This is a genomic window from Furfurilactobacillus rossiae (assembly GCF_013394005.1).
GTDB classification, from domain to species: Bacteria; Bacillota; Bacilli; order Lactobacillales; family Lactobacillaceae; genus Furfurilactobacillus; species Furfurilactobacillus rossiae.
Map to the genome: position 1 here is coordinate 2,040,736 of NZ_CP040586.1, position 19,808 is coordinate 2,060,543.

Genomic DNA, 19,808 nt, shown 5'->3' on the forward strand with positions numbered 1-19,808 from the left:
CGTTTGTCGAATTAGTTATAGCGACGCTCAATGACTTTTTCGAGAATGGCATTACGTTGCTTTTCTTTTGCCATGTCGAATGATGTTTCTTCCAAACCGTTGAAATCTTGCACGAGTAAAACGGATTCAAGGTATAACGTCAATTGACGTTTGATGTACAACTTGTTTTCCTCGCCCTCGCGTTGAGCATTACCGCCCAGCACTGCACGTGCAAACTTATCAGGGTCAATTTTGATTTTCTGATTCTTATCAGCCATCTTGCTAACCTCCAAATAAAATAGTTATGTAAGCGATTTCAAAGTCGATAATAACAGTTTTACTAAAAGTTTCAACAATGTGATTTTGTATACAAATGCTATGCAACCGGTTGTTTTGCCTGCCCAATCAGTTTCATAGCTTATAAATATTTTTACTAAACTTTTTTAGTCTCTTTTTTCAACTGACAAACAAAACGTCCGCTTGATATCAGCTACTGCTGAACATCAAACGGACGTCATTTAACCTAATTAAACTATTTCATTTCCCGATATTGGTAACTGATGCTATACGTCTGTGGCGCATTTGCTGGTAACACAACATCGCCAAAACCATCGTGATGAATGGCATCTGGTAGCCATTGTGCTTCCATCGCCAAGGCCGTATAAGGATGGCTGGCCTGATAAGCCTCATCCTTATCATAAGCTAATGGGTCAGCAGTAAAAATCACCAAGCCATTCCGGCTAGAATACAGGTCCACAGCGCGGCCACTAGCTGGGTCACTAACCGTTGCAATCGGCGTATGTTCATCCCCATTGACACGGTATGCATCATCGAATTCCTTGCCACCGTTTTCTTCTTTCAACTGAGCCAAATGATCCGTCACAGTCCCCGTCTTACTGAAATCATAGGCTGTACCAGTAGCATCACTGAGTTCACCAGTAGGAACCTTTTCGCTGTTCAACAAAACACGTTGCTTGCCGTTAATGTGCAACTGTTGCGTCGTCAATGCTTCGTTATCCGTCACATTAAAGTATGTGTGTAACGTGGGGTTAAACAGTGTCTTGGCTGTTGCTGTACCCGTGATTGACCACGTTGCTCGGTTGGCATTCGTCAAACTATAGGTCACAAGAACATCCATGTCACCAGGAAAATTATCTTCACTACCCTGAACGCTAATCCCTAATGTAACGGAAACAGTGTCGCTCGTCTCTTGGTGGCCAACAACCCGCCAAACACGGTCAGAAAAGCCATGTAGGCCACCGTGTAACGTGTTTTTGTTTTCGTTCTGATCACTGTGATAACTCGTCCCATCAATGTCGTAAGTCGCTTGGCCGATTCGACCAGCTACCCGACCAACTGTCTTACAAACATAAAACGGTGTGGCTTCGTAATCCTTGAGTTGATCGTAGCTGATCAACAAATTCTTACGATTGTTGCCATCGGGCACGTCAAATCCTTGCCACGTTGCTCCTAGCGTCAATACACGTAATGATACTTGATTATCATTACTTAAAATTAATTGGTCGACTGACCGACCATCACTCAATTTACCAAACGGTTGCTGACTAAAATTCATAAAGGATGCCTCCACAATTTTTACTAAACTTTACTAGAGCCATTATAGATTTTGATGGAAGCGGTTTCAAGGACATTTAACTAACTCCTTCTTTCAAACAACCGCCTCGACAGAAAAACATTTCAAAAACTAGCCATATTAGCATCTAGCTTTTGAAATGTTTTTTATTGACCAATCGTTTCACAGAACTCGAACGTAGAAGCGAAGTACGGGAATTAAAGCCGAAGAACGTAACAATAAATCGCTCCCTAGACGAGTGCATATTGATTTTCCAACTACAGCCGACAATCAACATGCACATAACCATCAGCAATTAACGAACGAGTTTGTCCCAAATCACAACCTGGTCTTGAGCTAACGACTTCGGCACGTCAATAATTCGCTGATTTGAACTCCCACGAAATTGCAACGTTAAGTCCTTCTGTGACTCAAGGAACCGCCCATCAACCAAAATGTCAATCAACGACAATAACTCAAGCTTGTCATCAGAGTCCTTCAGCAATTCGTTCCATTTGTAACCAGTCCATGACCAAATATCCTTATCGTGGCCAAACTCCCGACGAATTCGTTTGCACAGCTGAATGCAAACATGTGTGTTGAGAAAGGGTTCACCACCCAGTAGTGTCAAACCTTGGACATAATCCTGACTCAAATCCGTGATAATTTGGTCCTCTAGATCTTGTGTATACGGATGCCCATAATGAAAGTTCTGTGCAGCCACATTGTAACAACCCGGACAATGAAATAAGCAGCCGCTAACGTATAAGCTGCAACGCACCCCTTCCCCGTCAACAAAATTAAACGGTTTGTAGTCCGCCACATAATCTAGACTGTGCTCACTGGCGAGCCATTCTTTGGGTGTCGGATTGTTTGGTCCTTTCGTACGCTGCTGCATGTTTAATCATCTCCGAAGTCATGTTTTTCTTTCGTGACGTAATCTCAATGTGACGACCGTGAACCATTGGGCGTTGCTGTGGGTTGCCCAAATAACCACACGTCCTTTTGACCACGTCACAATATTGTGGATCGTGATTTCCACATTGTGGGCACTCAAAACCCTTGGCTGTCGCCTTGAATTCGCCCTTGAAACCACACTTGAAACACTGGTCAATAGACGTGTTAGTGCCTAGATAGCCGACGTGATCATAGGCCCAGTCCCAAACGGCCTCGAGGGCTTTAGGATTTTGCTTCAAGTTCGGGTACTCACAGTAATGAATAAAACCGCCTGACGCATATTTAGGAAAGACTTCTTCAAACGTCAGTTTTTCAAACGGTGACGGGTGTTTACGAACATCATAGTGAAAACTATTCGTGTAATACTCTTTGTCAGTCACGTCAGCCACCCGACCAAATTTCTCAATGTCATCCTTGGCAAACGTGTCGGTCAGCGATTCAGCCGGGGTGGAATACAGACTATAGTGATACCCGCTTTCCTTTGCCCATTGATTACACTTTTCACGCAGTGCGGCCACAATCTTTTCAGCAAAATCGTGCGCTTCAGGATTCTGTTCCCATTTAGGTCCATAGAAGGTCGTGCATACTTCATAGATACCGATGTAACCAAGTGAAATTGTCGCCCGTTCATTCTTGAACAACTCATCAACGTCGTCATCCACTTTAAGTCGTTTGCCAAACGCACCATACATATAGAGTAACGGTGCGTTCTCCGGCCTAGCTTCTTTCGTTCGCTCAATTCGGTAAGCCAGTGCCGTATGACAAACGGCCATGCGTTCTTCAAAAATATCCCAAAACAGCTTTTTGTCGCCGTGTGCTGACAACGCAATCCGTGGCAAGTTGACAGTCACCACGCCTAAGTTCATGCGGCCAGAGTTAACCTCCACGCCGTTTTCATCTTTCCATCCTTGGAGAAAAGAACGACACCCCATTGGCGTCTTAAAACTGCCAGTGAGCGCTTTGATTTTGTCATACATCAAGAGATCTGGATACATTCGTTTGGTTGAACACTCAATCGCTAATTGCTTAATATCATAATTAGGATCTTGTGGATTCAAGTTGAGCCCGCGTTTAACGGTAAAAATCAGTTTCGGAAAAATTGCGGTCCGGTGTTCTTTACCCAGACCTTTAATCCGAATCTGTAAAATAGCCCGTTGAATTTCGCGCTCGATCCAGCTAGTTCCCAATCCAAAGTTCACCGTTGTAAATGGCGTCTGCCCTTGTGACGAATACAACGTGTTAATTTCGTACTCCAAGGCCTGCATAGCATCGTAAATATCTTTTTGCGTCTTTTGACGCGCGTAATCCTCACGTTTATCTTCGGCGACCCACTGTTCAGCATCTGCCATGTGCTTGTCGTAATTCAGTTGCGCGTAAGGCGCCAGTAGCTGATCGACCCGGTTTGCCGAACACCCACCATACTGAAGTGACGCAACGTTGGCAATGATTTGTGACATTTGAGCGGTCGCTGTTTGAATGGAATGTGGCGATGAAACCCACGCGTTACCAATTTTAAAACCATGTGCCAGCATTTCATCAAAGTCGATTAGGCAACAATTTGTTTCAGGTGTGACTGGTGAATAGTCAAGATCGTGCCAGTGAATGTCACCGCGCAAATGAGCCTTAGCCACAATATCTGGTAGCATTTTTAAACCAATAGCTCGACTCGCCGCACCAGCCTCAAGGTCACGCTGCGTGTTAAAAACATGACTGTCCTTATTCGCGTTTTCATGAACCACGTCCGCATCCCGACTAAACAACCTTTGAATACGAGCCTCAACACTTGTCGCCGCCGCGAATTGATCCTGATCATGCTTAAAATAGGCCTCATAGGCATCAGCGGCTTTCATTTGATCGTGCTTCAATAAGCTATTATGTAAAACCCGATGAATTTCCGCCGTTGGAATAATCTCTAAATCGTGCAGTGCATTCACGAGATCATGTTCAATTTCGTTAATTAAATCTTCGTCATTGACCAATTTGTGGAGGACAAACACAATCTTATAGGGGTAGAATTGAGTCACAGCCCCGCCGCGTTTTTGAACTGGCAATAATTTTAAAATTGCCAAGGGATTCGTAATTTGAACATTCTCCATTCGCTCACAACCTTTTATTGATGATAGTTTTATAATACTGGTTACGAGCTTTAAATCAATATGTAGTATGTGGATATCCTGTGGATAACTATATATAGTGTGCAATTAAATGATTCAAAGACAAAATTGCCTAGATAACGAAATGACAACCTGTTGTGTAGCACAACAGGTTGTCATTTTTTCGCTTTATCGTTTGTTTATTGCGTTTGTGTTACAAAATCCCACCACAACACCTTTAAAATTCTTCGTAAACCGTGGGATCCTGATTGAATGTCCGCCCATCAGGCTTAGTGAGTTGATTTATAGCAGTGATGTCCGCCTGGTCTAAATCAATTGCATCCAAATTCAGGTTTGCCCGTTGACGATCAACGTGTGCTGCCTTAGGTAACGGCACAACATTTAATGATTGTTCCCAGCGTAAAATCACTTGACCAACGCCACACTGATGTTTATCAGCAATTTGTTGCAAAACTGGATCTTTCAACATCGCCGAGGCACGCCCTAGTGGACTCCACGCTTCCGTGATGATGCCATTTACGTAGTCATACCGACGTTGCGCTTCTTGATTAAAGTACGGATGAAGTTCGATCTGATTGACTACCGGCTGAATTCCCGTTTCATTTCGCAAACGATCAATGTATTCGCCAGTGAAATTTGAAACACCGATGTACTTAACATACCCACGACGTTGCGCTTCTATCAGAGACGTCCAAGCTTCCACATACAAATTCTGTTTAGGATTGGGCCAGTGTAATAGAAATAAATCAAAGTAATCTAAGCCACTTCGATACAGGGATTCTTGAACGGCACTAATCGCATCGTCATGATGATAGTCACGGCCGGGCAACTTTGAACTCACAATCAACTGATCACGATCGACATCGCTGGCCTTAATGGCGGCACCCACTGCACCTTCATTTTCATAGCTAATAGCCGTATCGATTAGGCGGTATCCTGTATTAATGGCTTGTTTAATCGTGTTCATACCAGTCTCGCCCGTCAGCTGATACGTACCAAAACCGACTTTAGGTAATTCAAATTTTGTTTGACCCATCTGTGCACCTCTTCTTAGTTTTCACATTCAAACAAGATTATCATAAACCGGATTGCCTACGACCTGTCAAGTCGGCTGAATCCAGCGAAACTCATTGCTAACACAATCTGGAATTAGTAGAATCAAGTTATTAAACTATTATTATGAACACGAGGCTTCTAGTATGGAAATGAAATATGGTCGTAATTCTTTCTTCGATGGTGGTTTACTCGCCTACATCGGTTGGTCAATTTTAGGTTTTCTCGTCACTTTTTTCACCTTAGGCATTTGCTATCCATGGTCGATTACGATGCTCTACGGTTGGCGAATCAATCATACGGTCATTGATGGTCATCGAATGCAATTTACCGGTTCCGCCGTTGGTTTATTTGGAAACTGGATTAAGTGGCTGTTGCTGTCAATTATTACGCTAGGCATTTATAGCTTCTGGGTTCGCATCAAACTAAATGACTGGAAAGCCAAAAATACGCGTTTCATCAACTAGGCCGACTATGCATTTAACGCATGGTCCAAAATTGTATTAATCGTAATAATGATCAAGTAGGCAATTGCCAATTTTGAACTAAACCTTTGGGCGACCAAAACACCTGTGCCGCCAAATAAAACACATTCGGCGATTATTCGACGACTTTCTGTCAGACGTTTGGGAGAAGCTGGCGCCATATACTGCGTCCAAAAAATGACGGCAACAATGGGAATTAAAATGCCAATCACCACTTTACTCACTAAATTGCCTCTGAAACCGCTCCAAACAATCAATAGCAATGTGGCCTGTTCGAATACAAAACGAACACCATCGTTTGCCAGTTTAAGCATTTCCCTCACCTGCCCTTTTCAAGGTTCTTTGAAGCGTAGTTAAGGGTTCGCCATTCATCACCTGTGACTGCAGAGTGTTGGTGATTTTTGCCAACCGCGCAAACAATTCGGCCTTTTCTTTAAAAGATTGTTTTTGTCCGGCAATAAATGAAAGTGTGTCATCGTAGCATGCCGTTGTCACCGGCGTTTTGAAAAGGACCATTATTTGTTTAATCGTCTTAACGTCAACGTCGGCTTTACGAAGATTAATAATCATTTTGACGACATCTAAATCAGTCTGAGCATACTCACGATACCCACTTCCACGGCGAAGTGGTTGAAACAGTTCGGCCCAGTCATAATATCTTAGCGTTTCAACAGTGCAGCCTGCTAACTTAGCAAATTGAGCAATATTCATCTGCTTTCCCTTTCGATTCATCAGCACTAACATTGCGCTCAATATAACATTAGTGTACAGACAAGGGTCAAGCAATTTACGTCAACATTTTTTAGATATTTAACAACAGAAAGCGTTAAAAACATAATTATGAAATTTGATAGTCTTTTCAATGAGCTTACTGACATCAATGCACACTGTCGTTTATAGGGCAGACAAACTGACAAATAGTTGGCCATTCATAAGCAGCTAACTTTCCTTTCAACCGGGAACCAACCAATTCCATTGAAAATCGGTTAAATAGACTTGTGTTTCCGAACCGTTTTCGCTAATATAGTAGGGTACCTGTTTGGTATAAACGGTTTGCGCTTGTAGTGTAATGGATCGCACGTAAGATTCCGGTTCTTGAGATGAGGGTTCGATTCCCCCCAAGCGCATCGGAAGCTTTAATAGAATAAACACAATTAACCGACATTTCAGACTCATTGAAATGTCGGTTTTTGTTTTTAATTTTTTTATGTAGTCCATCTATCACAGTTGCAAAGATAAAAGGCGTAACTGCCTTGAAAACCAGCTAACAAATATTTGTAAACTATGTAATGCATTTTTCTATCTCGACGCTTAATTCCGAGATGTCCTTTTGATCAATCATGACGCTTCTTTGACATCAAAACTTGCTCGAATTATTACTTTAGGTCATATTAGTATTAGATTTATGTGAACATAGGAGCACACCAAAACGCCTTAACCTTTTAAGGAGATTCATAATGAAAAAAACATTGACCTTCAGTATTGTGGTATTAAGTGCACTTATTCTAGCCGGCTGTAGTAATAACACAACTAGCCATCGTACGAATTCTGTTCGCACAAATTCAAGTGCAAAACAAAGTAATAGGGCCGGTTCAGAAAAAGTCTCAAATTCAAATAGCTCGTCTGCTTCCGTTTCCGCAACATCTAATAATTCCAGCTCAAGTAATCAAAACGCCAGCGTAGACTCGAGTATGGAATTAGCTGCTAAACTCAGTGACAATGAGTGGTACGTTCTTGCCTATATTCAGGACTGGAATTATTCATCAAACGATAGTATCAGTGCGACCAATTTAGCGTCGTTTAGTTTAGATACTGACCCTGAAAATCATCAACAAATGCTCTCACAAGGAACAGTAGATTCTAGTTGCAAGTTAATTTCTGTTAATGCTAATTCGGTTACGATTGCACCATCCTCAGGTGAAGGCGCAAGTAGCACCTTTACCAACGAAACTCATTCCAAAAAGGCTCTAGCTGAAGAATGGATTCATTCACAATCGGACATAGATGCACTCGCCCACTTAACTGCTGGTGCTGAAAATCTTGGCGCTCAAGACGCAAAGGAAGAATCCGAACAGGAAAGTAATAGCTCCAGTGAGGATAGCAATAGTCAGAACAGTGACTCCGATAATCAACAGGATAGCACCACTGATTCTAATGACAACGATAACCAGTCCAGCGATAACGACACCAACGATGATCAAGATGATACAGAATCAAACAATCAATCCGATGATAACAACTCGGTCGATACAAATGACGATCACACCCAGGATGACGACTAATCGTTAAACCCATTAAGTTTCTGATTACGATACTTTCTAGTGAATATCTATATTTTTAACTCACAGGCACATAATTACCCCTTCTCAAAAACGCATGCTAAACTCGTACTCATACTTAGCAAACACAAGGAGGAATAACTATGATTACAATTTTCCATAACGAACTTGGCCATCACAGCATTCACTTCCCTAAAGGTAAATACATCACATTTAACCTGATTCACCCGGCTCCAACTGCCGCTTACCGCATTGAAATTCTGGACACTAACTTGGATGGCGTTAAACGCCTGCAATTGCGGTTCAGCCATCTCGGTCAGATTTTCAAACTGCGCGACCAACAACTTAGTTTCCAACTCATCTAGTTGACTCACTCCCCCCTCAATGAGGCATCTAGATGTTGTGGCTCCATAAAATGGGCTTTCACAGCCATTTTATGGAGCCTTTTCTTTGCTCTGACACGGTTTTACCGTTGAAATTCAAAAATTATAGCAAATCGTTTTCATTCATTTTCACAACTTTCATATACAATATATAGATTTTTCAAAAAAGTTTTCACATCATCTTGTGTCCACCACAAAATAGCTCTCAACGCCGCCATTACGGTCTCAAATCACCACGTACCGGTAACCCATGCTACATACAATAAGCGTTTAACAGGCATTTTGTTTTCCACGGTCTGGGTGCTAACATATCTATCAGTGCGTTGCGGGCCTGAATCTTTTACTTCTACCGGGCCACAAATACAAATCATAGAATGGAGATCTTTTCATGCGTCACGTTACCAATTATTTTAAGTTTCTCGGCCACCAGTTAACTGGCTGGCACAAGGCTTCATACTGGCTCTTCGGTTTTTCGTTAGGTGCCCAAGTGATGACCTTAGTTTCAAACCCCTTCAGTTTGGTTAGTCTGATCACGTTCATCGGGACGACACTTGGGGTACTTTGTATCTTAGCCATCAACCAAGCTAAGAGTGTTAATGGTTTGCTTGGTGTATTATCAGCACTTTGCTTTATTTATGTTGGTTTTTCTGCCAAAAACTACCTGTCCATCGGTGAACAGATTGTTTACATGGCCACACTTGACCTGCCAGTTTTGCTAAGCCCAAGCTGGAACAAAAACATGGTCAGCAAAATTCGTTCATTTACATGGCGCAGTACCACAGTTGCTATTATTGCTACATTAGTTGTTTACGGGATCTCCGGTTACGTCATTGGCGCAGTTACCAACGACCCTCGTCCCTGGATTGATGCCATTTCATTCAGTATCTCCGCTTGTGCCGGTGTCATCTGCTTCATGCGGTTCAAACAACAATACATTTGGTGGGTTGCGTCTGGTTTAGCCCAAATGGTTTTGTGGGCCGTTTCCTTCCGTCAAGGTGACGCTACGTTAGCCATGTTTGTTAACAGTTCTGTCTACTTGATGAATGACTTCTTAGCTTTCACTATCTCCCCTTGGTACAACAAAAAGAACCAAGCTGCTGAAGCTAAGAAAGAAACAGCCTACTTCGAACAAATGGAAGCTGTTCACCAGAATTAGTTTTCGTATCAACACATAGATAGAGCAACGCACAGCTAAATTTATCGAACGAACCCCGGCAATTTTGAAGTTGTCGGGGTTTTCTCGTGCCATTTACGGCTATTTCTATAGATTTGGGCATAAGACTTCAGTTTTAATTTGGTGAAATTGCCGCGAGTGTGAAACAAAGCACTGTCCTTTGTTCATCTAACTAAAAAAATACGACGTTCATGAGAAAGCCCCATAAACGTCGCATTTGAATTATCTGAGAAAGCCGGTCGCCCTCTCCTAATATCAATTCTATTTCTCCGTTAAATTAACGGTCATCATCCGTTTGACTGGTGCTTTGCTGCTTAAGGCCACTTCCTGTCCGTCACAGTAAACTGTCACCTGATCACCCTCAATCAGGCTAAAGTGCGCTTGATTACGTGTGATGTGCATTTCAAACTGACTGCCACGATAACGAATCTTGAACGTCAATGCTGACCACTGAACCGGTAAGTGTGGATGAAACTCCAAGCCACGGTCAGCGCGAATCATGCCGGCTACGCCTAACGTCATTTCCATCCAACTAGCACCCATGTTGCCAACATGCACGCCGTCTTGGGAATTGCCCTGACTATTGTTTAAATCAGTTAGGATTGATTCGGCAATATAACGGTACGCTTTGTGATGCGCTAAAATTCGATGAGCCAGAATACTAAAGATTGGTCGCGATAACGATGAATCGTGTGTCGTTAATGGCTCATAGTAATCAAAATCACGTTTGAGCTGTTCAATATCTTGATCAGCCGGGAACAATAAGTCACTCATCAGTGTATCAGCTTGCTTGTTGACTTGATGGCGATACAAACGCATTGGGTGGTAATGAAGTAACAATGGGTAATTATCCCGCGGCGTCTGGTCAAATGGCCAAATCTCTATGTTAAAGGCACCATCATCCTGCATCTTAACACCGAGTTCTTTATCAAACGGCAGGTACATGCTATCTGCAATGTGTGTAAAGGACTGTAATTCCTTTTCGGTCACCCCAAGCTCTTCTAACTTGCTTGGATGACTCTTCTTAAGCTGTTTAGCATAGCTAACGGCTAAACGTAAATTGTGTTGAGCCATCCGGTTGGTGTAATAATTATTATTCACCATTGCCGAATATTCATCGGGTCCAGTCACTTTATTAATCACAAACTTACCGCCCTGAGGCCCATCAATACCGAAACTGCCGAAGCGCTGCCAGAAGCGCGCCGTCTCCAAGATCAGTTCAAATCCCATTTTTACCAAGAAATCCTGATCATCTGTGACCTGCACGTATTCAGCGACCGCATACGCAATATCCGCGTTAATATGCACAGCCGCCAGACCAGCAGGAAAGTAGGGCGACGCTTCCATCCCATTGATTGTTCGCCAAGCAAACATTGCCCCGCCGTCCAAGCCAAAGTCTCGAGCCTGACGCCGTGCCTCGTCCAACGTATGGTAACGATACGTTAGCAACGCCCGGGCCATTTGCGGGTCTGTATAAATGAAGGCCGGTAGCATAAACATTTCGGTATCCCAGAAATAATGCCCTTCATAACCTGCCCCGGTGAGTCCTTTGGCCGGAATGCTGGTCTTCCCATCGTGACCAGCAGACTGATGCAGATGGAAGAGATTAAAGCGAATCCCCTTTTGCGTCTCTGGGTCACCATCAATCCGAATATCCGAATTGTGCCAAAACTCCTGCATCTTGTGGGCAGATTCTGTAAACAAGGTTGAAAACGAATGATGTTCCAGATGTGCGTTTGCGTTTTTCAAGTATTGCGTGTGGTTCATCGCGACATCCATTAGGCTGTGAATCCGCCCAACGGAATAACCGAAGTCAAAGGATTCTGCCAACCCTTGTTGGAGGTCAAGATCCATTACATACTTGGGCATACCGTCCGAACGGTCAAACTTAACCAAGGAGTCTTCGCCCAAATAACGCCACATAAGGACTAGCCCCAATTGACTCCGTTGTGTCGTGATCTGCATGGCCGGAAAGTCCGCATTCAAAAACTGCCGATCCAAAATGTTATTTCGCGACACCGCACGAATATCGCCGTCCCTGGTAAATACCTGGTCAATATAGGGGTGCTGTTTGTACAGCTTTACCGCCCCGCTAAAGTTAATCGGCCGAATGGTGTAGCTGACACAGTAAATGCCATCATCAGCCTGTGACGCAAACGTCGATAAGGATAACTGGAGTATTTTTCCAGAAGGTGTGGTTATCTCAAACAATTCATTGAGTAACCCCGTTTCCATATCAAGGTTTTTATCCACAACTCGAGTGGCAAATGTCGTTTGATCCGATCGTTCTCCATCAACCTCAATGACGAGGTATCGTGGGTCAGGTAACTGAGCGATGGTTTGGTTATTTTCCGGGTAACCCGCGTATGATTCCCCATATGTAATGTGGCTCAAATCATAAAAGCCATTCACAAATAAGCCAGGCATCCCTTCATCTAATCGCAGGTTCCCCTGTAATGGATTGCTGGCACGCACGCCTAGATGTCCGTTTGCCAACGCGTAGATGGTCTCTAAGAATGAAGCATTACGGTTCGTTAAATCCTGTAAGTGAAGTTGAAACGACTGTTTTTGCTCACTTATTGCCATATGAATTACATCTCCAACAAATCAGCGTTATCATCGTGTTTATCATAGTGCAACCGCTTCAATATGCGCAAGATTTTACCTTTAAACTATTGAATAGTGCTGCCGAAGCACTAATCACTGCCGGTTGTCACCGTTGATACGCTTGCCGTGAGACCGGTTCAAGCCTTAAAACCGCAGTCTTTCACCTCGCTGGGAAGCCTCGCAAGATCACGAGTCTTCCCAACCGTCCGTGCTGTAAATTCGACAGAATCATTCGAATTAACACCACCTTCACGACTCGGTATCAACGGTGACGCTCTCACATGCATGTAATAGCAGATTCAATTGCGACCCATTTTCTTATTTTTAGCTTTAAATTTAGCTAAATTTAGTACAACATGAGTGAAGCCGGTCGAGGGCAGAATTGCAGGACGGGCTTGGAAACGTGGTCTTCGGTTCCAAGCCGAGGTTGAAGACCCTCAGGGTTTGAGGGCTGAGATCGGTCCCATGGTATGACGTCCTCGACCTGCAAAACGAAATCAATCCACTCAAATTTTGAGGAATTGATTTTACTGCCATAATTTCAGACGCATCGTCAATTAGATGAGTCCTTGACAATTCATCTAATTGGTATTTAGATAGAAAAGCGTTTTAATATTAAGTTAGAACAAGTCTAAGGAAGGAGTTGTCTATGGCACAGGTTATTGATGAAGCAGCGGTAAAAGTATTAAAGGACAAACATCTGCGGGTTACCCCGCAACGGCAGATTGTGCTCCATTACCTCATGACACACCACAATCATCCTGACGTTGGCACCATGTTTGACGAACTGAAACCCGTTCACCAAGGACTAAGCTTGGCAACGATTTACAATACGTTAAATACGTTAGTCGAAACAGGGATTGTGATTGAGCTAGAAAACGGTGATGCCGGAACACACTATGACTACTTTGGCCGGCCACATTTTCACGCCGTTTGTCAGAACTGTGGGAAGATTACGGACATCTTTTATGATGATTTCGCTAATCTGGAAAGCGCTGCGGTTAAACAGTCTGGTTACATGATTACCGAAGATCACATCGAACTCTATGGTTATTGTCCAGATTGCCAACGCAAACTGGGACTAACACCAGATGTAAAATAAATCAGATATAAATAAAAAATCGTCGCTCACAATTAATGTGAACGACGATTTTTCTTACTCCTACTTCGTTGGTGCCTGTTTACCACGCGGTAAGGTAAACGTTAATGCCAAACCTAAGATTCCGATAATCAGAAATGTTAAGAACGTCATCTGATAGCCAGTCAGTGTGGCCTGATGCAAACCTTGAGCAGCCTTATGCGCATCTGTCACCCGCGTCAAAATAATCGTGGCGGCAGCAACCCCTGCCGATCCCAGAATCTGACGAGCAGTCGTTGTCACAGCTGTTCCGTGAGAAATCAGTTTATCCGGCAATGAGTTTGCCCCCAATGTAACGGCTGGCATCATAACAAATGCATTCCCACCTTCAGTCACAATTGAAGCCAAAATCAAGCTAAACACGTTTAAATGACGTGCAAAGATAGTCAGGTAACCAAACCCGAGCACAATCAAAATCATCCCCGTAAGGACAACATTTCGTGGTCCAACGCGATCCATCAAATGACCGGATAGTGGGTTCAACAGACTGAGACCCACGGCCGCTGGAACCAGCGACAAACCAGAAAATAGTGCTGAAAGACCAAGCACGTTTTGATAATACAACGGTAGCACAATCGTGGTCACAATCAGTGCAATGTAAGAAGCTCCCGTTAGCAACACACCAGTCGTGAACAAACGGCTGTGGAAGACTCGTAATTCCAATAACGGCTGGTCACGGTGCAACTGACGATAACAAAAGCCAATCAACGCCAGAATACTGATAATTAGCAACGCTGTCAGCCACCAATTAGCACCCTTTACCCCAATTTGATTGAGGACGTATAAGACACCGATGAATCCCAGTGAATAAATAATCGATAGCCAGTCCATTGTCGATCGATTGACTGGCATAACATCTTTAATCGTCCAGAAAGACAGAATAAACACAGCGGTAACCAGCACGAAGAACAACACAAACAGACCACGCCAACTGGCAAACGACAGGACAATCCCAGAAACGATTGGCCCGGTTGCTAAGGCAGATCCCATGATTAGTCCTGCCGTGCCCATCGTTGCTCCCCGATGATCTTCAGGCGTAATTGTCAGCAGCACCGTCTGAAACGATGGAAAGATGATGCCAACGCCAAGTGCCTCAATCAAACGACCAATTAGCAATACTGGGTAATTCGTCGCCGTCATACACAGCAATGTCCCAAACGCAAACATGGCGGTCACCCAACGAAATAACGTTGTGAATTTAACGTTATTCAGTAACCACGGGCTCACGGGAATCATGACACTCATCACCAACATAAAACCAGTCGTCATCCACTGCACTTGCGGTGCTCCGATATTAAACGTGCGCATTAAGGTCGGATATGCAGTCGATAAGGACGATTGACTAATGGACATACTAAATGTGCCCGTTAGTAACGTAATGATGAACCATAATCGATTATAAATGTGCCCCCTATTGTCGACACTCGCTGTTGCCTCTTTCTCACTCATACAATGCACTTCTCTCTATGTGTTCGCCGACTCACATAAAAACGGCGTCTGAATTATTCAAGACGCCGCTCATATTAGCCAACGATTAATTTAATTTTGGTTCGTTCGGTTGTTAACATCATCCATGCTTAACAAATGGAACGTTTGTGGGTGGTCTGGATCATAAGCTTCAATCTGGGCCATCATCCCTGTATCCTCGTGTTCCAAAATGTGGCAATGATACATGAAGACCCCAGGCACATCAAACATAACCCGAATTCTAACAGTCTCACCGGCATTAACACCGACAACATCCTTGTAGCCGTGTTCATTTGGATAAGGTGCCTTACCATTCCGTGACAGGACTAAGAAGTGACAGCCATGCATGTGGAACGGATGAATCATGCCACTACCCATGTCATTTGTATTAGTCACATCCCAGTCGACGACATCACCCAACTTCTGTTTGCGGTCAATTCGTTGCATATCAAACAGCTTACCGTCAAGGCGAACTTCGTCGTCCATGCCTGACATAACTGTCTTTTCAACGGGCAAACCTGGCGTTGGTTCCCAATCGGCCAAATCAACCAAGTGATCTGGCAACTGCGTGCTATCTGGTTCAAACTTGCCAATTTCAAACGTCATCAACGGCACATCGTCAGACATCAATTGAACTCTGTCACCTGGTTTGTGATCACCGAAGTCAACGATAACTTCTGCCCGTTCAGCACAGGTCAACATCAACTTAGTCAACTTAACTGGTGCTGGCAAAATGCCACCATCAGAGCCAACCTGAGTGAATTCGTGATCATCACTGAAGTGCAAACGGTATTCACGCCGGTCAGCACCGTTCAAAATTCGTAACCGAACCCGTTGCGTCGTGACCTTAAAGACACCATTAACGGTGCCGTTAACTAACGGCGTGTCACCTAACGTACCGTCCACGTCATAATCGGCATCATAATCCAATTGATTGTCGTGATAACTACGATCTTGCAAGATAACTGGAATGTCATCAACGCCATAATTGCGTGGGAATGGTAGTTTACTCTCTACGTCGTCAGTCACAACAACTGCCGCTGCCAAGCCGTTCCAGACCTGACGAGCAGTGTTCGGACATGGGTGCGGGTGAATCCAGTCCGTTTGGGCCGGTTGATTCAAGGTGAAGTCAATGTCACGAGATTCACCAGGATAAATTGGCGCATGTGGTCCACCGTCTGTGACAGGGCCAGGCACGTTGAGACCATGCCAGTGCAATGTCGTCACTTCAGGTAATTCATTGACGATATGCACGTGATAATGGACACCATCCTTCAACACGACCGTTTGGCCCAGCAAGGATGCATTGTAGCCCCACGTCTTCGTCTTAGCACCGGGTAAAATTTGTGTTTCACCAGCTTGCGCGCGAATGGTGTACCAAACATCATTGCCATCCACTTTGTCCGGTTTTAATACACTCGGAATTGTTAAGGGCTTCTCCGGCACATCCGGTACCTTCAACGGCACATAACCCCCGTCATGCAAATCATAAACAGGTTCATCGTAAAAATAATCGTTGTAAACCTTCTGTTCACTCATGCGAACGCCTCCTATAAATATGTATCATGGTTTTGACTTGCGAAAAGCACACCAGCAATCAATGATGGCTTGCAATAACATCCCCACTGCCATCACTTCCATTGCTAGCATGTTCTTGTTAGCAAATACTAAATAAAACAGAAACGCATACAAAATCACGAAAAAGATCGTGATGGGTTTAGAACCAGTTCCCATAATTCCACCTCCCGAGTACATTGTATTCATTCTAAGTTAAAATGTCATCGCAGAAGGCTGAAAAATTTCAATTTAATTTGGATTACAGATCTAAATCACTTAATCTAAACTCATCGCTTTCCTGGTCTGTCGTCGGAATTGACTGATCAATCACATATTTGTTTTTCTCCAAAAAAGCGCGAACTTTGAAGCTGGAAGCCAATTTAAAACAGGTCTCAGCATTTTTGACATCAATGCCCGTTAACTCAGTTATATGCATCAGTCGATTTCTAAGAGTATTAGGATGAACAAAGAGTGACTTAGCCGTTTGCGTCAAATTGCATGTAGACTCGAGATATACATCTAAGGTTTTGACAAGTTCCGTATGATTCTGTTTATCGTAAACCATGAGCGCCCTTAAAGCCGGATTAATAAAAAACGGTAAAATTTCAATATGATGTACTCGCGCTAACACAAGATCAAAAAATTCGTCTTCGCAAAAAACAACTGTTTCTTCATGATCCCGCAATTTCGAAGTTCGTGTGCAAACCATATTGGCTGCAATGGTGTCCTCCGGTCTAGTGTAATAGTTCGATACAATGAATCGACAACCAGCCTGTTCGGCCACTTTTGTCAATTTATTTTTAAACGAGTCACAGTTATAGGCCTGTAAACCAATGGAGATAAGTGCTAAACACTGATGATGAAAAATTGTAAACAAACATTGTTTAAACAATGGTGTCATCAAATATTTTAACCGTTCCTTAAGTGCGGTCGCTGATTGCCCAGATTCAGGTTCACAACGAATTAATACCATCGCATCTGGCAAGGTTACGTGCTGCTTCGCAAACTGGGCTGGAAATAAACTGCGCTGTTGCTCCGTTAATAACATTGTCAGTAGTTCATCTCGTGGCGAAGACGCTGATAAGGTGACATGTTGTTTAATCATCACTTGGCCTAACACTTCCGCCAGCATCGGCAACATTGTAACTACTTTCGCGTTTAGCGGTGTTTGAACCGTAGCCATAGCAAGATAGCCTAAGGACTGCTCATGATTAGTAATCGATGTTACTAAAACTGGTATTGTTTGTGCAGCAGTAGCTAACCGTCGTAAATGAATCTTCAATCCATAGCTATTAGCCAAATCACGTTGTTGAAATAACCATGATTCGCCATGGATGGGTTTAAATGCACTTTCAAGAGTAGTTGTCATTGACTCATCAGTTGCTATCGTTGAAATAATTTTGCCACTTAAGTCAAATAAAATTAATGGATTTTCCAGCATTTCACTAATTTGACGAATGCAGGTACCAAAATCATCATTTATGGCGTTAATGGCCTGTTTACTAACATTGTGCTGGACAACTGTTTTTAGCATTAATAAATCCGCAATATCGTTAAACAACTGTAGAATGTCCTTATCGTCAACAGCTTGATTTGAACTACGGCGATGGTTGATCTGTCCCAAGACAAAGTCGTCTAGCCTTATAGTTAAAGTCCCGTCGTCATTTTTTACAACACCTAACGTGCCATATTCGTTAGCTTTAACAGAAGCATTAAGCAATTTCACATTCTCAATGCTCTTGTCACTAATTTCTTGCGATACATCAACACTAAGCTCCCAATTCGTAGCGATATGTTTAAGCAATTCTTTTAATTTCATCGTTTCATCCTTTCAATGATCTCTTCAGGGACGACGTGTTTAACGTATTAAAGTCACAAATGATAGCACTTTCATACTTAATCGTACCTAATGTAAGCGCTACCGTAAAGACGTAAAAAGTCATGTAGGATATTGTGTATTTCCTGTAATCATTTAATCTTGTTGATTAAAGCCTAAAAAATTCTGTAAGCTTTTACGGGCAAAGTTATGTTCATTATGAATAACGCCTTGGCTTGAACTGGTAATCAATAAACAATCTGGCATTCATCGTAGCCATCCGGTAGATGAAATTTATCCCATTCAGCCGGTATAGTTAAGGTATCGGCTTGACAAGCGTACAGGCCCAGTCTCTCCGTAAGCATCGAACTGAATGATTGTCCTTTAATGAAATACTTAAAATGTCGTTTGATAAAATTAAAAAACAACAAATGGTTGTCGAGTTTTTAAGCTCAGCAACCATTTGTTTTAAATTGTTTAATTTATCTGAAAGACCGCAGACTAAAGAAAGTCAGTCAACGTCTTGGCGTCATAGCGGTCAGTGTGAAGAATATCCTTGCTCTTATCAGCTTTACCGACAGCAACAGCCATTACCGGAACGAAACGCTTTGGGTCTAACCCGACAGCCGGAATGATCTTTTCGAAATCATATCCAGACCAAGCATTAGCGTCATAGCCATGTGCCCGAGCAATTAACAATAGCTGCATACCCACAACAGAGCCATCAATAGTTGCATCTAAGGTCAGAAAATCACGAGATGCATTTTCATAGAGTGGTAGGAAGGTTCCTAAAATCTGGTCCAAACGTGCTTTATCAATTTTGCCGTCTTTATAAACTTTTGTCCAAACGTCACGATAAACTTCGTGTGACTGCGTGTCACCTGCAATAAAAATAATTGCAGATGAAGAATCAATTTGAGGATAGTTAAATTTCATGGCAGCGGATTTTAACTTTTCTTTTGCTTCCGGCGTGTCAATGACCACAAAATGCCATGATTGCAGATTACATGCCGATGGTGCTGAAGTGGCCTCTGAAATCATTTTTTGCAATTCATCACGTGAAATTTTTACCGATGGATCAAAGTTACGAACTGAATGACGATCGAACATAACATTCGAGAAATCATTGTTAACCAATTTTTTTGTCTCTGTTGCTTCTGACATCATCATTGCCTCTTTCGTTTATAATGTTCGTGCCCAACTAACTAATTAAATAGTAATGGTAT

Annotated in this window: 18 protein-coding genes and 1 tRNA gene; 6 read left to right on the forward strand and 13 right to left on the reverse strand. The window is 43.0% G+C overall.

Going from position 1 to position 19,808, the window contains the following annotated elements; all coding sequences use genetic code 11:
* Positions 1 to 11: 11 nt before the first annotated feature.
* From LROSL1_RS09920 to LROSL1_RS09940, 5 genes are all read right to left on the reverse strand, one after another.
* Positions 12 to 257: a hypothetical protein gene (locus LROSL1_RS09920; RefSeq protein WP_017262211.1), complete on the reverse strand. Its 246-nt coding sequence runs from the start codon at positions 255 to 257 to the stop codon at positions 12 to 14.
* Between the two features lie 254 nt (positions 258 to 511).
* Positions 512 to 1,555, reverse strand: coding sequence for an aldose epimerase family protein (locus tag LROSL1_RS09925; RefSeq protein WP_178914469.1), 1,044 nt, complete (start codon positions 1,553 to 1,555; stop codon positions 512 to 514).
* Between the two features lie 313 nt (positions 1,556 to 1,868).
* Positions 1,869 to 2,450 carry an anaerobic ribonucleoside-triphosphate reductase activating protein gene (gene nrdG, locus LROSL1_RS09930; protein WP_017262209.1) on the reverse strand — a complete coding sequence of 194 codons (582 nt, stop codon included), beginning with the start codon at positions 2,448 to 2,450 and terminating at the stop codon, positions 1,869 to 1,871.
* Positions 2,392 to 4,605: an anaerobic ribonucleoside-triphosphate reductase gene (gene nrdD / locus LROSL1_RS09935; protein WP_178914470.1), complete on the reverse strand. Its 2,214-nt coding sequence runs from the start codon at positions 4,603 to 4,605 to the stop codon at positions 2,392 to 2,394. The genes nrdG and nrdD overlap by 59 nt, the downstream gene beginning before the upstream one ends.
* Before the next feature lie 235 nt (positions 4,606 to 4,840).
* Positions 4,841 to 5,659 (reverse strand): aldo/keto reductase, encoded by an 819-nt coding sequence (locus LROSL1_RS09940; RefSeq protein WP_178914471.1) that lies wholly within the window; start codon positions 5,657 to 5,659, stop codon positions 4,841 to 4,843.
* 163 nt (positions 5,660 to 5,822) lie between these two features.
* Here LROSL1_RS09940 and LROSL1_RS09945 point away from each other — a divergent pair, with 163 nt between their 5' ends.
* Positions 5,823 to 6,143: a DUF898 family protein gene (locus LROSL1_RS09945; RefSeq protein ID WP_161001639.1), complete on the forward strand. Its 321-nt coding sequence runs from the start codon at positions 5,823 to 5,825 to the stop codon at positions 6,141 to 6,143.
* A gap of 5 nt (positions 6,144 to 6,148) precedes the next feature.
* Here the strand turns inward: LROSL1_RS09945 and LROSL1_RS09950 are convergent, their stop codons facing one another.
* Together LROSL1_RS09950 and LROSL1_RS09955 are read right to left on the reverse strand one after the other, a co-directional pair.
* Positions 6,149 to 6,475, reverse strand: a complete 327-nt coding sequence (locus LROSL1_RS09950) for a YrdB family protein (RefSeq protein ID WP_178914472.1) — start codon at positions 6,473 to 6,475, stop codon at positions 6,149 to 6,151.
* Positions 6,468 to 6,872 (reverse strand): MerR family transcriptional regulator, encoded by a 405-nt coding sequence (locus LROSL1_RS09955; protein WP_178914473.1) that lies wholly within the window; start codon positions 6,870 to 6,872, stop codon positions 6,468 to 6,470. Before LROSL1_RS09955 ends, LROSL1_RS09950 begins: the two co-directional genes overlap by 8 nt.
* A gap of 344 nt (positions 6,873 to 7,216) precedes the next feature.
* Between LROSL1_RS09955 and LROSL1_RS09960 the strand changes: the two genes are divergently transcribed.
* From LROSL1_RS09960 to pnuC, 4 genes are all read left to right on the forward strand, one after another.
* A tRNA-Arg gene (locus LROSL1_RS09960) sits at positions 7,217 to 7,288 on the forward strand.
* Positions 7,289 to 7,618: 330 nt separating this feature from the next.
* Positions 7,619 to 8,443: a hypothetical protein gene (locus LROSL1_RS09965; RefSeq protein WP_178914474.1), complete on the forward strand. Its 825-nt coding sequence runs from the start codon at positions 7,619 to 7,621 to the stop codon at positions 8,441 to 8,443.
* Between the two features lie 140 nt (positions 8,444 to 8,583).
* A complete protein-coding gene (locus LROSL1_RS09970) occupies positions 8,584 to 8,805 on the forward strand; it encodes a hypothetical protein (protein ID WP_017262197.1) in 222 nt (73 codons plus the stop codon).
* A 406-nt stretch (positions 8,806 to 9,211) separates the two neighbouring features.
* On the forward strand, positions 9,212 to 9,979 hold the full coding sequence (gene pnuC / locus LROSL1_RS09975; protein ID WP_017262196.1) for a nicotinamide riboside transporter PnuC: 768 nt from the start codon (positions 9,212 to 9,214) through the stop codon (positions 9,977 to 9,979).
* A 279-nt stretch (positions 9,980 to 10,258) separates the two neighbouring features.
* Here pnuC and LROSL1_RS09980 read toward each other — a convergent pair whose 3' ends face one another.
* Positions 10,259 to 12,583: a glycoside hydrolase family 65 protein gene (locus LROSL1_RS09980; RefSeq protein WP_178914475.1), complete on the reverse strand. Its 2,325-nt coding sequence runs from the start codon at positions 12,581 to 12,583 to the stop codon at positions 10,259 to 10,261.
* A 670-nt stretch (positions 12,584 to 13,253) separates the two neighbouring features.
* On the opposite strand from LROSL1_RS09980, the gene LROSL1_RS09985 reads away from it, so the two are divergent.
* Positions 13,254 to 13,706: a Fur family transcriptional regulator gene (locus LROSL1_RS09985; RefSeq protein ID WP_026017171.1), complete on the forward strand. Its 453-nt coding sequence runs from the start codon at positions 13,254 to 13,256 to the stop codon at positions 13,704 to 13,706.
* A 60-nt stretch (positions 13,707 to 13,766) separates the two neighbouring features.
* Here the strand turns inward: LROSL1_RS09985 and LROSL1_RS09990 are convergent, their stop codons facing one another.
* The 5 genes from LROSL1_RS09990 to LROSL1_RS10010 all read right to left on the reverse strand — a co-directional run bounded on the left by LROSL1_RS09990 (position 13,767) and on the right by LROSL1_RS10010 (position 19,746).
* Positions 13,767 to 15,191, reverse strand: coding sequence for a DHA2 family efflux MFS transporter permease subunit (locus tag LROSL1_RS09990; RefSeq protein WP_178914476.1), 1,425 nt, complete (start codon positions 15,189 to 15,191; stop codon positions 13,767 to 13,769).
* Positions 15,192 to 15,281: 90 nt separating this feature from the next.
* The gene (locus tag LROSL1_RS09995; protein ID WP_178914477.1) at positions 15,282 to 16,748 is read right to left on the reverse strand and encodes a multicopper oxidase family protein; all 1,467 of its coding nucleotides are present in this window, start codon (positions 16,746 to 16,748) and stop codon (positions 15,282 to 15,284) included.
* Positions 16,749 to 16,772: 24 nt separating this feature from the next.
* On the reverse strand, positions 16,773 to 16,943 hold the full coding sequence (locus tag LROSL1_RS10000) for a hypothetical protein (RefSeq protein WP_017262189.1): 171 nt from the start codon (positions 16,941 to 16,943) through the stop codon (positions 16,773 to 16,775).
* Positions 16,944 to 17,025: 82 nt separating this feature from the next.
* A complete protein-coding gene (locus LROSL1_RS10005) occupies positions 17,026 to 18,585 on the reverse strand; it encodes a PucR family transcriptional regulator (protein ID WP_017262188.1) in 1,560 nt (519 codons plus the stop codon).
* A 498-nt stretch (positions 18,586 to 19,083) separates the two neighbouring features.
* On the reverse strand, positions 19,084 to 19,746 hold the full coding sequence (locus tag LROSL1_RS10010; protein ID WP_178914478.1) for a nitroreductase family protein: 663 nt from the start codon (positions 19,744 to 19,746) through the stop codon (positions 19,084 to 19,086).
* Positions 19,747 to 19,808: the final 62 nt, after the last annotated feature.